The organism is Halobacterium sp. MBLA0001 (genome assembly GCF_049705385.1).
GTDB lineage: Archaea > Halobacteriota > Halobacteria > Halobacteriales > Halobacteriaceae > Halobacterium > Halobacterium salinarum.
This window is the reverse complement of the sequence record NZ_JBNAMQ010000007.1, coordinates 1871023-1885562: the sequence shown is the minus strand read 5'-3', so window position 1 is coordinate 1885562 and position 14540 is coordinate 1871023. Positions and strand designations below refer to the sequence as shown.

The following is a 14540-nucleotide window of genomic DNA, read 5'->3' as shown; positions in this document are numbered from 1 at the left end:
GCTAGTCGGCGGCGCGGAACGCCGCGACCCGCTCGGCCAGCCCATCGAGCACCACCAGCGTCGGGGGCAGCGTCGCCAGTGACGCGATCAGCGTGAGGAAGATCACGCCGACGGTCAGGAACCCGAAGCTGCTGAGCACCGGGAACGGTGACAGGATCAGCGCCGAGAACCCGAACACCGTCGTCATCCCGGAGACGGTGATGGCTTTTCCGACGCGGCTGGCCGCGATCTCCACGGCGTCGAGGCGACCGTAGCCGTTGTGCTGTTTCTCCTCGTAGTAGCGCTCCATGACGATGATGGTGTATTCGGCGCCGATGCCGACGGTCATCGCGCCCAGGCTGGCACCCAGCGGCGACACGGGGATGTCCAGCGCGAGCATGTAGATGTTCTGCCAGCCGATGACGAACACCATCGGCACCAGTGGTGCCACCGCCTTCACGAGGTCCCGGTAGTACAACCCGAGGAGCGCGAACACGAACAGGATGCCCAGGCCGGTCGTGGTGTTCCGCGAGTTGATCTGGTCGATGATCGACGGCACCGCGATCGACGACGTGCCGGTGACCTCAGCAGTAACTCCCGGCGGCGGGTTGCTGTAATCCAGTGACTCCTGTGAGTTCTCCAGGAACGACAACACCTGCCCGGTGGTCATGTCCTGTGGGGACGCCACGGTGATGTGTGCGCGCCCGTCGTTGTAATACCGCTGGCGCTGCTCGGTCGGCATCTGCGCGAGGACGCGCTCGACGCCACTGGTCGTGCGCGGGATCTCACCGCCGTTGTACTGTTTCACAGCCCCAGCGGGCGTGTCCACGCCTTCGACTAGTGGGGCTTGTGTGGCAACGTCGTTGAGGCCGTCCATCCAGCGCAACGTCTCAGGGTGTTTGAGGTGGGTGCCGGTGACGAGCACGTCGTAGCTGGTGCTCGTTCCGCCACCGGTCTGAGAGCGGAACTGCTGGAGGTCGACGTACGCGGGCAAGTCCTGGGGGATGAACTCTTCGGTGTCCGCGAGCGTCCCCAGCGAACTGGCGACCTGGAAGCCGACGCCCGACAGGACGAGCGCGATCGCAAGCACCGTCATCGGGTGGCTTGCGAGGATCCGCGACGTCCGGCCGAGCGTCGACCCCACGAGGCCGATACGCGAGTCCTCGTCGACCTCAGCGTGCGCGGCCTCGGGGTCTCCGCCGTCGGCCGCCGCCGGACTGTCGTCGCCCCAGCGCCGGATGTAGATCGTCAGCCCGGCGAGCAACACCAGGATGCCGGCGGCGTACGTGAGCAACACGCCGAGGATGGACGTCTGTGCGAACCAGATGATCGCCGGCGAGGACGTCGACACCCAGGTCGCACCGAACCCGAGGGCTGCCGCGAGCATCGCGATGAGGACCGGCGGCCCAACCCCGCCGAGGGCGTTCGGGAGCGCCTCGCGGGGCGGATGCGTCTCTAGTTCCTCTTCGTACCGCTCGTGGAACTGCACGGAGTAGTCGATCCCCAGCCCGATCAGGATGGGGAACACCGCGCTCGTCATCGTGGAGTTCGGGATCCCGCCGTAGCCGATCGCGCCGAACGTGTAGATGACGCCCACGAAGACGGCGACGATGGGCAGCAGGCGGAGTCGAACCCCGCGGAACAGGAAGAACAACGCGATCACCATCAGGCCGACTGCCAGCCCCAGCAGCTTCTGCGTGCTCTGCTGGATGACCGTCGAGAGCTGCGCGGAGAACGCCGCGTCACCCGTGACGGTGGCGGTCACGCTGGCGGGGAACCGCGCCCAGTCGCTGGTGCTCACAGCCTCGGTGTAGATCGGGCGTTGCTGTTGTTGTGTGAGGTCGGTATCGGTGGCGATCTGGATCGTGGTGTAATCGGGGGACCCGATCACGGACTCGATTTTCGACTTCGAGTCCGGGATGCGGCCGTACGCAGCCCGCACCTGGTCGGCGGGGCTGCGCACTGCATACACGTCCTGTGTCTGTGACATCCGCCTGTCGTAGCGGTCGATCGCCTCGATCGCCGACGGCTCCGTGATGTCACCCCGAATGAGCACCGCGATGTTCCCGTGGTCGAACGAATCGGAGAACGCTTCGTAGGTGGGGTTGCTCCCGACGAACGCGTCGTCTCCGGTGACGCTCGTGATCTGTGCGGCGCCGCCGATCGCAACCAGGATGAGCAGTCCTGCGATGAGCAGTGTTGCGACTGGCCGCGCTTGGACGCGATCACCAATCGAAGCGAACGCACTACGTAGTTTGGGCATGGATTAGTTCCAGGCTGCGCTCACCGGCGCTGGTAGAGGACGTAGCCCACGCCAGCCACGACCACAACGAGTCCGATGATGACTGGCAGCGGCACTGGGAGCCCGCCGGACTGGGGCGACACCGGCACCCCGACCGTGAGGCCGTCCGTGTATTTCGTGTCACCGTCCGGTTCGTCGTAGCGCACTTCCACCGACGCGTCGTACTCTTTGGTGATCGCCGCGCTGTCGGCGCTGGCGGTGAACGTCGCTGTGGTGGTTTCGCCGGGCTGCAGTTCGCCGAGGTACGCGCCGTCGTCGGACGTCGACAGCGGATCACTCACGAACAGCTTGGCGTTCGCGGCGGACACCGGCTCGTCGCCCTGGTACCGTAGGGAGACCGCGACCGTGTCGCTACCGCCGGGGGAGACCGACGTACTCACGTTGACGACCTCGAAGGGGTCTTGCTCGGCGCCGATTTCGAGGGGTTGGCGCAGCGGACTGGAGATCGTCCGCACGTCACCGTTGTCGTTCTCGTATTCGACGTTGAACGGGAAGGAGTTGCTGCCGGGCTCAGCGGAGCCTGGGATCGCGACGGTGAACGACACGGGCTTGGACTCGCCGGGTCCGAGGTCACCCACCGCGGACTCCCCGTTGGTCGGCTCGATGCCCGGGATCGATCCCAGGCGGACGGCGACGTTGTTCGCGGATCCCGAGCCGGTGTTCACGATTTCGCCGTGGATCTCGGCGTCGGACTCGTCGACCCGGAACCCCTCCGTCTCGACGTTCCGGAGTTCGAACGTGCGTTCGGGCTGGACGGACACGCCGGCGGTCAGGGACTGCGATTTCCGCGTCACGCCGTTGCTGTTGGTGTAGGCGACGACGGCGTTGATCGGGTAGTCGCCGGCATCGGCGTTGGATTCCGCGCCGACTTTCGCGGAGATGTTCGCTGTTTCGCCGGGGTCAAGCGCCGGAATGTACACGCTGGTCTGTGGCTGGGGGCTGGTCATTTGCCCGAAGTACAGCGTCGGGGACTGGCTGCTGAGCTGCACCGAGGCGTCGGTCGCCGTCTCGGTGCCCGTGTTTTTGACGTCGAGCGAGAGTTGCCCGGTGTCGCCGCCGTAGATCTCGTTTTCGCCCTGCGAGACGATCGAGAACTGTGGCTGGTCCTCGATGGTGATATCGACGTACTGGGTGGATTCCTCCTCGGTTTTCGTGCGGGAGGCTTCCTGGAATCGGCCGTAGGAAACCGATCGCGTGTGTTCGTAGGCGACGTCGATCGGGATGCGGTACGTCCCGGGCTCGACGTCTCCGACTTCGAGTTGGAACTTGATATCAGTGCCCTGTCCGCTGGGGAGGCTGCTGATCGTGTACGTCCCGCTTTTCGGGGTGATGTTGGCGTCCAGTTTCTCCGTCGCGATGTCGAGTTTGAGGGCCTCTGCCGTTTGGACCTCGCGCTCGTATTGGTCTTGTCCGCCCTGGATCAGCGTCCCGGAGTTCGACACCGTGACGGTGAACGCGTGTGCGGATTCCGGGGCGACAGGGCCGTCAGGCGAGGAAAGCGAGATGTCAGGCTTCCCCGTGACGGTGTTGTCGGCCGCGCTCACGGACAACGGAACTGCCGAGAGCGTGATGAGAACCACAACGGCCAGAACAGTTATACGCGATGCGTGTTTGCTTACTGATTGGGAGTCAAACATGTCTTCGTGAAGTACGTTTTCGGTTGGAATTCATCTCAGTGCGTTGTTTGTGACATCGGAAAGAGCCGTGCGTGAGTCGGTGAGGGTCCGATCTACTGTGTCGGTCGTGTCGTCGTGCCCTGGTGCCGAACCGCTTGGCCTCTATGCCTACCGAACGGTCGGGAGGAAATGAATGTTCCCATCTAGGCAACCACCGCGGAGACGTGTGTCATCGGGAACGTATACTGCCTGTAGCTTGGTAAGTGACTCGCCGCACACGGCAGTGCCGCCGCTATCGGCGGCCCACTAGCGCGGGGTCACTGAGAAACGCATCGAGGGCGTCGTTGAACTGGTCGGGTGTTTCGAGCATCGAGAGGTGTGCGGCATCCGGGAGCGTCGTCCACCCCCCTGTCTGCACGTGTTCCGCGAGGAACTCGTGGGCCGAGGGCGGTGTGAGGTGGTCGTGATCACCGGTGAGCGCGAACACCGGGCTGTCGATCTCCGAGAGTCGTGTCCGGACATCGAAGGTGTGACACGACCGGAAGTCGCGGTTGACGACGGCGCGCCCGCAGTCCCGCATTGCGTCCTTCGAGAGGGCGAGCGTGCGGTCGTCGGGGTCGTGGAACAGCCGGCCGCTATCGTGGAGGAACGCCAGTGCCCGCTCGAACCCGGGGCCATCCCCGGCGAGCCAGGCGCGAAGCGAGTCGGCGACCGCGAGCGTTGCGCCACATCCGGCAAGCACCACGGCGGCCGGCTCAACGCCTCCGTCGAGGACTGCAGTGAGCACGACTGCACCACCGAGGCTGTTCCCCACCAGGACGGACGCACCGACATCGGCGGCGACGGCGCGCACGTCCGCCGCGTACGCGTCAAGCGTCTCCGGGCCAGGGTCGGTTTCGATGTCGTCGCTGTCGCCGTGCCCCGGTAGGTCCAGGGCGGCGACCCGATACGTGTCCGCGAGGCGCGCCAGCTGTGCTTTCCAGACGGCGTGGGTGCCGCCGCTGCCGTGGACGAACAACACGGTGGGTGCGTCTGCGGACCCACGGACGCGGTAGGCTGTCGACCGTCCGTGGTGGGCAAGCGTCTCCATGGTTGCGGCGAGAGCAACCAAGGGCATAAGACCTACGACGGTGTGAACCGCAATTCTACTTGTCGTCGGGAAACCCCATCACGTCCCCCACAACTGGACGAAGGGTTTAAGTGTGCTGAACGATTACCTTACGTTAGTAATATGACTTCGAAACCCCATCTCACCGAATCGGGTCCGTTGGTTCGACGCTACGACTACGGCGATGCGGTGATCGTCGCCGCCGACCTCGGAGTCGACGACGACTGCGTTGCTGTCGACGTCGTCCAGGACACCGCGATCGTCACCCGCGACGATTCGCCGACCGACCAGTACGAACTCCCCGTTCCGGACGGTGACTCAACGCGGGCCTTCATCAACAACGGCGTCGTAACAGTCGAGGTGTCACGATGAAACTCACGGTCAAACCACTCAAACAGAAGGACGCAGGTCGCGGTCTCGCCGCCGTCGACCGCGACTCCATGGACGAGCTGGCGCTCGAAAACGGCGACTACGTGGTTATCGACGGCCAGGGCGACCACGGGCGCGCGGTCGCCCGCGTCTGGCCGGGCTACCCCGAAGACGACGGCGACGGCGTCGTCCGCATCGACGGACGGCTGCGCAAGGAGGCCGACGTCGGGATCGACGATCAAGTCACCGTCGAGCCCGCGGACATCAAGCCCGCCGGCGGCGTCACCGTTGCCCTCCCGCAGAACCTTCGCGTGCGCGGCAACATCGCGCCGATGGTTCGTGACCGGCTCAACGGCCGCCCGGTCACCGCGGGGCAAACCATCCCCATCTCGTTCGGGTTCGGCGGCATGAGCACCATCTCCGGCCAGCAGATCCCGGTCAAGATCGCCGAAACCGAGCCCAGCGGCACGGTCGTCGTCAGCAACGACACCGAAATCCAGCTCTCCGAGCGCCCCGCCGAAGAGATCGCGCCGGGGGCCGGTGAGGCAGCCGAGACCGGCGACCCCACGCCGAACGTCACCTACGAGGACATCGGCGGCCTCGACGGCGAACTCGAACAGGTGCGGGAGATGATCGAGTTGCCGATGCGTCACCCCGAGCTCTTCCAGCAACTCGGCATCGACCCGCCGAAAGGCGTGCTCCTCCACGGCCCACCCGGCACCGGCAAAACGCTCATCGCGAAAGCCGTCGCCAACGAGATCGACGCGCACTTCGAGACGATCTCCGGCCCGGAGATCATGAGCAAATACTACGGCGAAAGCGAGGAGAAGCTCCGCGAGGTCTTCGACGAGGCCGAGGAGAACGCCCCCGCGATCGTCTTCGTCGACGAGCTCGACTCCATCGCGCCCAAGCGAGGCGAAACCCAGGGCGACGTCGAGCGCCGCGTGGTCGCCCAGCTGTTGAGCCTCATGGACGGCCTGGAGGACCGCGGCGACGTCACGGTCATCGCGGCGACCAACCGCGTCGACGCCATCGACCCCGCGCTCCGCCGGGGCGGGCGTTTCGACCGCGAGATCGAGATCGGCGTCCCCGACCAGGACGGCCGCAAGGAGATCCTGCAGGTGCACACGCGTGGCATGCCGCTGGTCGAGGACATCGACCTCGACGACTACGCCGAGAGCACGCACGGCTTCGTCGGCGCGGACATCGAGAGCCTCGCCAAGGAAGCCGCGATGAACGCACTGCGCCGGGTGCGCCCGGACATCGACCTGGAATCCGACGAGATCGACGCCGAACTCCTGGAATCCATCTCGATCACGGAAGCCGACTTCAAGCGCGCGCTGAACGGCATCGAGCCGTCCGCGCTCCGCGAGGTGTTCGTGGAGGTGCCGGACACCACGTGGGCGGACGTCGGCGGCCTCACGGACACCAAAGAACGCCTCCGGGAGACCATCCAGTGGCCCCTGGACTACCCGGACGTGTTCTCCGAGATGGATCTCCAGTCCGCCAAAGGCGTCTTGCTGTACGGCCCGCCGGGCACCGGCAAGACGCTGTTGGCGAAAGCCGTCGCCAACGAGGCGAACTCGAATTTCATCTCCGTGAAAGGCCCGGAGCTGCTGAACAAGTACGTCGGCGAGTCCGAGAAGGGCGTCCGTGAGGTGTTCGAGAAGGCGCGGTCGAACGCCCCGACAGTGGTGTTCTTCGACGAGATCGACGCCATCGCGGGCCAGCGCGGGCGCGCAACCAGCGACTCGGGCGTGGGCGAGCGCGTCGTCTCCCAGCTGCTCACCGAACTGGACGGCATCGAGGCCCTCGAAGACGTGGTCGTGGTTGCGACCTCGAACCGGCCGGACCTCATCGACGACGCGCTGCTGCGGCCGGGTCGCCTCGACCGCCACATCCACGTGCCGGTGCCCGACGCCGACGCGCGCCGCGCGATCCTCGACGTGCACACGCGCGACAAACCCCTCGCGGACGACGTCGACCTCGACGCCGTGGCCCAGCGGATGGACGGGTTCGTCGGCGCGGACGTGGAGGCGCTCGTCCGGGAGGCCACGATGAACGCCACCCGGGAGTTCATCAACTCCGTCGACCCCGCCGACGCCAGCGACTCCGTGGGGAACGTCCGCGTAACGATGGCGCACTTCGAGGCCGCGCTCGGGGAGGTCACGGCCAGCGTCGACGCGGACGTCAAGGAGAACTACGAGGAGATCGAACAGCGGTTCAACACCGCGGACACGCCGACCGACGACGAACCCGCGTCCGGAGCGTTCCACTGACCGACGCGCCGCCCCGGAACGACGCCTGGCTGTGCCGAACGCACGCTGCGCTCGTCCCGTAGCGACCGACAGCAGGCCGTCGCCCGCCCGGCCTCAGTCCAGCTTCTCGGCGGCGTCTTTCTCGATGAGCGGGTCGGCGTTCGCCTCCGGGAGCGTGACCACGTCGCCGGCTTCGAGGTCGTAGGGTCGCTCGTCGACGCCGAGGATCTCACCGACGGTGTCGGTCACTCGGACACGAACCCGGGCGGTCGCCGCGTCGCCGCTGTCGGGCACGCCGGCGTCGTCTGCGGGTTCGCTTTGCACGCCGCCATCGGTGGTCGTGTCAACCCGGTCTGCCCCACCGTCCCCCGGGGGCTCCGGAGCCGGTGGCGGGTCGAGGGTCCCGCCGTCGTCACCGCCCATTGCGGCAGCCACCGAGGAGCCGCCCGCCGGCGGGCTGGCGTCCCTGGGAGACGTGTCGCCGGCATCGCTGTCCGGGGCCGGGGAGCCAGGATCGGCCGGGTCGTCGCCATCGGGACGCGCACTGGCCGCGTCGCCCGCGATCACGTCGAGCACGTGCGCCTTGTTGTCCTCGATGCGGGCAACCAGGTCACCGTACAGGTCGCGCTCCTCGGCGGTGAGCCCGCCCTGGTCGTCGGGCATCCCGGCGGCCGCGAGGCTGGCCTGCTTGACGAGCTTCCCCATGCGGCGCTCGTAGATGGCCTCCGTGACCTGCTCGGCGGTCTCGATTTTGTCCGTGAGCTCCTGGACCTCCGGATCGCCGAACGGATCGGTGGCCGCGGCCGCGGCGTCGTCGCGGCGGTCTTTCAGTGACTCGATGAACGCCGCGACGTCCGCGTAAAACGACTCCTGGAGGTCCTGCAGGCCGTCGGTCGCGCGCTCCTGTGTTTGTGCCGCCCGTAAGTCGTCTAAGTTCATTCTGTGGCCTTCTCGGCGGTACCGCGGGCCATCATGAAGACACCCGCGTACTCTGGAACTGTGCTCACGCCCGGCCCGACTGTAAGGTTTTCCCCACGCAGCTCGACGGTGTGCTCTGCGGGTAGCTCGACGGTGATGTCGTGGCCGACGAACGTCTCCGGAACGGCGTCGACGAGCGGATCGAAGTCATCGAGTGCGGCACGGTCGAGGCGCTGCACCTCCAGCCCGCTGCCGCCGTGCAGCGATCCGGGCAGCCGGATCAAGCGGTTCGTGTCGGTGGTCACCGGCTCGTCGATGGGTGCCTGCTCGGCCGCGACGGTCTCGTCGATGTAGCGCCGCGCGACCGTCAGGAACGCCGGATGCACGTCGACGTTTCCACGCTTCACCGCCGTGGTGTTGTCCGCGACCACGTTGTAGATGGCCCGCGCCGATCTCTCTCCGACGCCGTCGAACTCCGTGAGCGTCGCCACGGCGTCGTCCTCGCCGCGCTCGATGAGGTCGTCGGCGAACGCTTCGAGGCGGGTGGTGACCCGACGGCCCCAGCCGCCGTCGGCCGGCAGCATCCGCTTCTCGGTGGGGTTCTCTAGCCCGCGGCCGCCGACGGGTTCAGCCTCGACCAGCGTCTCCAACGCCAGGTCGTTGCCGCGCACGTAATCGACGATCTCCCGGCGCTCCTCGCTGCCGAGCTCGTAGACGCCCGCATCGCGGACGTGCACGTGGTATCCGCGGCCGCCGGAGAACGTCACGGTCAGCTCCTCGAACCCGAAATCGCGCTCGAGGAAATCGAGCAGCCGCAGCAGTGCGTCCTTGCACTTCGACAGCATCTCCGCGTAGGAATCCTCCCCGAGGGTGACACGCGGCAGGTGGTCGGCGTCGAGGTCGAACACCAGATCCGAGCCCTGCCAGTGTTTTTCGTCCATCGTCGCCGCCCCCGGAGCGTCGTAGGTGCCCGCCGAGAAATAGACGTGCCGGGGGCATTTCCGTTCGAGGAACGACGCCATCGACCCCAGATCCAGCGTGGATTTGTGCCGAACCATCGTCGTGTCGGGGCCGGCAGTCCACGGGATATACCCCCACTCGCGGTCGTCGGCGCGCGGGGGGAGGTCGATCTCCGCACGGCGGTACACGTCGCCGAACCGCCCCCGGAGATACGCACGGGTCCGTTCCTCCATGTCGGGACGGCAGTACGCCGACCGCGGGTAAATCAGTGTCGTCTCGCCGGGATCGACAGCGCGTCTCGGCCGGACGAACCGACCCGGCGCCCGGTGCATGCCGGCAATCATGGGGTGACCGTTCGATGCGCATCGCCCCGCCGATGTCCCGGACTCCGGGCCGGCGGTAGCGGTACAGAACGGCCGTCGCCTCGCCACAGCGGGAGTGATGGCTCGCCAGCGGGCCCTGCTAGTCGTCGGGCGTGGTGTAGAGGTGGTAGCCCGCGAGGGCCGCCACGATGGCCGAGACGAACTCGGAGACACCAACAACGGTGAACGCTTCCCAAAACGTCATGCCGAACGACCGCAGGAACGGCACGGCGAACAGACCCGCCGCACCGACGAGAGCCGCACCAGCGAGCGCGACGACAGCCAGCCTGTTGAGCGACGCTGGAAAGTCGCCGTCGGCGTCGCCGTCGTCGCGCGATCGTGCGAGTACAAGACCGAGTGGGGGACTCATCGTGTGTCGTTGAAAAGCCGCGCCGGTTGTGGGGCTGTCCTGCGTGTGCGATCAGTCGCTGGTCGCGGCCGCGCCGTCGCCGGCGGACGGCTCCGGCGCTTCGGCTTCGCCGAAGATCGCACGACTGCGCAGGAGGATGAGCCCGAAGCCGACCTTCGCGCTCACGTCAAGCACCATGAACAGCAGCGTCTCGATGTTCAGCGGCACGATTCCCGCACCTTCGCTGCCGATCAGCCACACGACGGGATACGCGGACCACAACACAACGGTAACGTTACGCAGTACTTTGAACGTGGATGCGACCTCGGGGCGCATGCTTTCGGCCTTCGAGGTGAACCCGAAGAACAGCACGTACAGGATGTACAGCATCGCTGCGGTGCTGATCGCCCACCACACGAAGCGGTACGAGTAGACCTTCGTCAGTGCGCCGACCAGGCCGGTCCCGATCATGATGCCGTCGGCACCGACGAGCGCAAGGATCGTTCCCTGATCCGCGTCAACGAGCAACGCGAGGTCTAACAACAACAGCGGCGTGGTGAACAGCCAGTCAGCGTACCGCGCCCAGTAGATGGGGTTTTGCTCCCCACCGAACGGTACCATTGTGAGGCCATACCCCAGCAGCATCGAGAGGTACATCGTGAACGCGATGGCTGGGACGAGCGTCGTGATGGCGTAGAATTTCTTTGCATCTGGGTCCGAGACGCCCATCCCTTTCACGAGGAAATAGAGCGTCCCGAGTCCCATTAGCGCCGTACCGAGCGCTAGCCAGATCCACTCCGGACGTCCGGTGATCTGGGCCTGCGATACCCCCTCCACTGCTGTTGGCAATAACTCCAACATGCAACAGTACCTAACGAGGATATGTGTGTAACTCTACGACCCAATCAGTATGGTACGCTCGTGACGGAATTTAGACCGATGAACCGTCAGACACGGAGCCGACACGCGGATTCCGAACCATACCAAAATAGCGCACCCCACCGAGTGTGTGGGCCACAGCGGCTGTGAAATGCCCGCTGCCTGCTGGTTCAACGGCCGGCTGGCGTCGAAACACCCGCGGTGAAGTCGGTGCGTGCACGCGTGTTACCACTCGAAGCGCACGAAAAACTCGTGATCGTTGCGGCACTCAACCGTTCGCACCTTCTGGGTGTCGCTGGTCGGCTCCTGTCGTGACGCAGCCGTGACGGACTTCACGGTTGCACCCATCGGGAGCCCCATCTTCACGTCGGATCCGCACCGCGGACAGTGGAGGTCGGTGATCGGCACTACTCCCGGGTGTGTCTTCCCGTTCCTTAAATATTCTCCAGTTCTGATACCCCACTAGCTTGGGTCTTTTTTGATGCTCGGTAGTGACGTGTGTATTCATATGAGCAATAGGTCGCAGTTCGTCCCGTCGTGGCTCGTGCCGGAGGCAGCCGGCGACCTCCCGTTGACCGTGTCGCGGCTGTCACTGCTCGCGCTTGCCGCCGCGTTCGCGGTCGGATACGGCGCGGGCTTCGCGGTCCCACTGGAGGTCCAGGCGGGCGTCTACCTGTTGGGTATGGTCGCGATGAACCTCCCGCACGGCGGCTACGAGCATTTCGAGAACCTGCGGCGACGGGCTGCCTCCTTCCAGGGCAAGTATATCGTCGCCTACCTGGTCGGGATCGCGGCGTTCGGCGCGCTGTTTTTCGTCGCGCCCGTCGCCGGACTGGGGCTGGCAGTCACGGTGGCCGTCGCCAAAGGTGGGTTCGGTGGCGTGCAGTCGATGGACGCCCTCTACGGAACTGACCATTTGCGCACGCGCCCCCAGCGGTGGCTCGCCGCCGTCGTCCGGGGCGGCGCAGTGATGGTGGTTCCCATGTTGTTCTGGACGGACGTGTTCTACGCGTTCAGCTCGGTCATGATCTCGATTTTCGACCCCAGCGCCGTGTCGGCGCTCGGCGGTGACATCGCAACCCGGCGGCTCGTGCTCGGCGGCGGGTACGGGGCGCTCGTGGTCGCACACCTGGGGCTCGGCTACCGGCGGGCGGCCGGTACCGGGTCGTTCCTCGCCGACGCCGCCGAGACGCTGCTGTTGATCGCGTACTTCGCGCTCGTTCCGGTGGTCATCGCCGTCGGGCTGTACTTCCCGCTGTGGTACTCGGCCCGCCAGGTGGCCCGATCGTCGGCCGTCGACGACACGGCGGTGACGCAGGCAGACGCCACCGGCGTGCTCGACGCCCTGGACGCCGACGACCCGGCGCGCGCCACGCTCGCCTCGTGGGCGGTGCTCATCGTCGGCAGCGTCGCCACGTTCGGCCTGGCGACCGTGCTCTGGCTGCTGTCCCCACAGCCCCTGGGTGGTGGTGGGATCCTCGTGGGCTTGGTCGCGTTCTGGAGCATTTTCGTGAGCATCATCGCGCTCCCGCACGTCGTCGTCGGCGGGTGGCTTGACCGCACTCGCGGCATCTGGTACGTCCCATGACGAGCGTCCAGAACACCGAGTCCGAGACCGCCGCCGGCGCGACGACGATCGGCGTGTTGTTCGCGGGCAGCGACCCGGAGACGGGGCCGGCTGCCTGCGACCTCGACGAGGACGGCCGCTTCGACGTGACCCAGATCCGTGATTTCGTAGCCGCACGCGATCGCGTCGACGATCCCGACATCGACTGTGTGGTCGCCGTCCACGAGCCGGATGGCTTCGACGGCGTGGCGTTCCTGGAAGCAGTCCGGCAGACCCACGCGGAGTTCCCGGTCGTGGTCGTGCCGACAGCCGTCGACGAGGACGTTGCGCGGCGCGCCGTCGACGCCGACGCGACGGGGCTGGTGCCGGCGGTGTCCGAGGACGCGACCGCGGCGATCGCCGACCGCATCGAGCAGAGCGCGCCCGCCCACTCCGAGGACACCGAGACGCGGATGCCGATCTCCGATCTGACCGTGGAGTCCGAGCGCCGCCTCAAAGAGCAAGCCCTCGACGAGGCCCCGATCGGGATCACGATCTCGGACGCCACCGACCCGGAGGAGCCGATCATCTACATCAACGACTCCTTCGAGGACATCACGGGGTATTCGCCCGACGAGGTCGTGGGCGCGAACCACCGCTTCCTCCAGGGGCCGAAGACCAACGAGGACCGCGTGGCGGAGTTCTGGACCGCGATCACCGAGGACCACGACACCCAGGTCGTGTTGCGGAACTACCGCCGCGACGGGTCGCTGTTCTGGAACCAGGTGGACATCAGCCCGATCTACGACGAGGACGGCACCGTCTCACACTACGTCGGGTTCCAGATGGACGTCTCCGAGCGCATGGCTGCCCAACAGGAGCTCCAGGGGGAACGCCAGTCCCTGGATCGACTGCTGGACCGCGTGAACGGCCTGATGAACGATGTCACGTCGGCGTTAGTGCGGGCGGCCGACCGGGAGGAGATCGAAACCCGGATCACCGACCGCATCGGCACCGGCGGCGAGTACGCCGGCGCGTGGTTCGGGCGGTACGACGCGACCGAGGACACGATCACGGTCGCGGAGGCAGCGGGGGACTGTGAGGGATGCGACGGCGACGTCTTCGATCTCGCGTCCGCCGGCGAGGCCGTCGCGTTGCTTCAGGACGTCGTCGAGCAGCGCGAAGCGCTCGTGAGCACGGACGCCGACGACGTCTCCGGGACCGCCGACGGCGACGCGTGCGTGCTGGTGCCGGTCACGTACCGGTCGACGACCTACGGCGTGCTCGCCGTGTCGACGGCCGAACACCGCATCGACGACCGCGAACAGGTGTTGTTGCGCTCGCTTGGCCGCACGACCGGCGCGTCGATCAACGACGCGTTGACCCGGCGCACCATCGCCACGGACACCGTGTTGAACATCGGCGTCGAGCTGTCCGATACGGCGCTGTTCCTGGTTGAGTTGGCGGGGGCGACAGACACCACCTTCGAGCAGGAGGCGACGATCGCGGACAGCCAGACGCAGGGCGTGCTCATGCTCGTGACAACGCCACACGACGACCCCCAGGCGGTCGTCGACACCGCGTTGGGCTACGACGCCGTCCAGGACGCCGAGGTCATCGTCTCGACCGACGACGAGAGCGTGGTGCAGTTCGATCTGTCGAGTTCGCCGCTGGTGGACGTGCTCTCCGAGTGTGGGAGCCGGGTCATCCGCATGCACGCCGACCGGACGACGCTGGAGCTCGACGTCCGGGTCGGAACCGAGGGGGCGGCGCGGCGGGTGTTGAGCACGTTGCGGGACAAGTACGCCGACGTGGAGCTGGTCGCGTACCACGAGGACGATCCCGAGCAGACCCCGCATGGGTTCCGCGAGGAGTTGGTCGTGTCGCAAAGTCC

The 14540-nt window shown here is 66.6% G+C and carries 11 protein-coding genes and 1 pseudogene; 4 read left to right on the top strand and 8 right to left on the bottom strand.

From position 1 onward, the window contains the following. Window position 1: 1 nt before the first annotated feature. From ACOZ32_RS11195 to ACOZ32_RS11185, 3 genes are all read right to left on the bottom strand, one after another. Window positions 2-2242, bottom strand: a complete 2241-nt coding sequence (locus tag ACOZ32_RS11195) for an efflux RND transporter permease subunit (RefSeq protein WP_010903077.1) — start codon at window positions 2240-2242, stop codon at window positions 2-4. Between the two features lie 20 nt (window positions 2243-2262). Next, on the bottom strand, window positions 2263-3825 hold the full coding sequence (locus ACOZ32_RS11190) for a COG1361 S-layer family protein (RefSeq protein WP_229373348.1): 1563 nt from the start codon (window positions 3823-3825) through the stop codon (window positions 2263-2265). A 364-nt stretch (window positions 3826-4189) separates the two neighbouring features. Beyond that, window positions 4190-4987: an alpha/beta fold hydrolase gene (locus ACOZ32_RS11185; protein WP_205251962.1), complete on the bottom strand. Its 798-nt coding sequence runs from the start codon at window positions 4985-4987 to the stop codon at window positions 4190-4192. Window positions 4988-5128: 141 nt separating this feature from the next. Here ACOZ32_RS11185 and ACOZ32_RS11180 point away from each other — a divergent pair, with 141 nt between their 5' ends. Continuing rightward, a complete protein-coding gene (locus ACOZ32_RS11180; RefSeq protein ID WP_424335219.1) occupies window positions 5129-5377 on the top strand; it encodes a DUF7127 family protein in 249 nt (82 codons plus the stop codon). Further along, complete coding sequence (locus ACOZ32_RS11175; protein WP_205250821.1) at window positions 5374-7653, top strand: CDC48 family AAA ATPase; 2280 nt, start codon at window positions 5374-5376, stop codon at window positions 7651-7653. The genes ACOZ32_RS11180 and ACOZ32_RS11175 overlap by 4 nt, the downstream gene beginning before the upstream one ends. A 93-nt stretch (window positions 7654-7746) precedes the next feature. Here ACOZ32_RS11175 and ACOZ32_RS11170 read toward each other — a convergent pair whose 3' ends face one another. The 5 genes from ACOZ32_RS11170 to brz all read right to left on the bottom strand — a co-directional run bounded on the left by ACOZ32_RS11170 (window position 7747) and on the right by brz (window position 11508). Continuing rightward, window positions 7747-8571 carry a hypothetical protein gene (locus ACOZ32_RS11170; protein ID WP_010903072.1) on the bottom strand — a complete coding sequence of 275 codons (825 nt, stop codon included), beginning with the start codon at window positions 8569-8571 and terminating at the stop codon, window positions 7747-7749. Next, complete coding sequence (gene priS, locus ACOZ32_RS11165) at window positions 8568-9743, bottom strand: DNA primase small subunit PriS (RefSeq protein WP_205250820.1); 1176 nt, start codon at window positions 9741-9743, stop codon at window positions 8568-8570. The genes ACOZ32_RS11170 and priS overlap by 4 nt, the downstream gene beginning before the upstream one ends. Before the next feature lie 229 nt (window positions 9744-9972). Beyond that, window positions 9973-10242: a hypothetical protein gene (locus ACOZ32_RS11160; protein ID WP_010903070.1), complete on the bottom strand. Its 270-nt coding sequence runs from the start codon at window positions 10240-10242 to the stop codon at window positions 9973-9975. A 51-nt stretch (window positions 10243-10293) separates the two neighbouring features. Continuing rightward, window positions 10294-11082, bottom strand: a complete 789-nt coding sequence (locus tag ACOZ32_RS11155; protein ID WP_010903069.1) for a bacteriorhodopsin — start codon at window positions 11080-11082, stop codon at window positions 10294-10296. 243 nt (window positions 11083-11325) lie between these two features. Further along, window positions 11326-11508 carry a bacteriorhodopsin-regulating transcriptional regulator Brz gene (gene brz, locus ACOZ32_RS11150; protein WP_012289336.1) on the bottom strand — a complete coding sequence of 61 codons (183 nt, stop codon included), beginning with the start codon at window positions 11506-11508 and terminating at the stop codon, window positions 11326-11328. Between the two features lie 100 nt (window positions 11509-11608). Between brz and ACOZ32_RS11145 the strand changes: the two genes are divergently transcribed. Together ACOZ32_RS11145 and bat are read left to right on the top strand one after the other, a co-directional pair. Then, on the top strand, window positions 11609-12688 hold the full coding sequence (locus ACOZ32_RS11145; protein WP_424335218.1) for a Brp/Blh family beta-carotene 15,15'-dioxygenase: 1080 nt from the start codon (window positions 11609-11611) through the stop codon (window positions 12686-12688). Continuing rightward, window positions 12685-14523 (top strand): annotated as a pseudogene (gene bat / locus ACOZ32_RS11140) (bacterioopsin transcriptional activator Bat); the annotation flags it as partial. The gene ACOZ32_RS11145 and the pseudogene bat, both read left to right, overlap by 4 nt. Window positions 14524-14540 lie beyond the last annotated feature (17 nt).

Coding starts and splice junctions, on each gene's coding strand:
- ACOZ32_RS11180 (WP_424335219.1), top strand. CDS start 5,129: ATGACTTCGAAACCCCATCTCACCGAATCGGGTCCGTTGGTTCGACGC.
- ACOZ32_RS11195 (WP_010903077.1), bottom strand. CDS start 2,242: ATGCCCAAACTACGTAGTGCGTTCGCTTCGATTGGTGATCGCGTCCAA.
- ACOZ32_RS11175 (WP_205250821.1), top strand. CDS start 5,374: ATGAAACTCACGGTCAAACCACTCAAACAGAAGGACGCAGGTCGCGGT.
- ACOZ32_RS11145 (WP_424335218.1), top strand. CDS start 11,609: ATGAGCAATAGGTCGCAGTTCGTCCCGTCGTGGCTCGTGCCGGAGGCA.
- ACOZ32_RS11185 (WP_205251962.1), bottom strand. CDS start 4,987: ATGGAGACGCTTGCCCACCACGGACGGTCGACAGCCTACCGCGTCCGT.
- ACOZ32_RS11160 (WP_010903070.1), bottom strand. CDS start 10,242: ATGAGTCCCCCACTCGGTCTTGTACTCGCACGATCGCGCGACGACGGC.
- ACOZ32_RS11170 (WP_010903072.1), bottom strand. CDS start 8,571: ATGAACTTAGACGACTTACGGGCGGCACAAACACAGGAGCGCGCGACC.
- priS (WP_205250820.1), bottom strand. CDS start 9,743: ATGGAGGAACGGACCCGTGCGTATCTCCGGGGGCGGTTCGGCGACGTG.
- ACOZ32_RS11155 (WP_010903069.1), bottom strand. CDS start 11,082: ATGTTGGAGTTATTGCCAACAGCAGTGGAGGGGGTATCGCAGGCCCAG.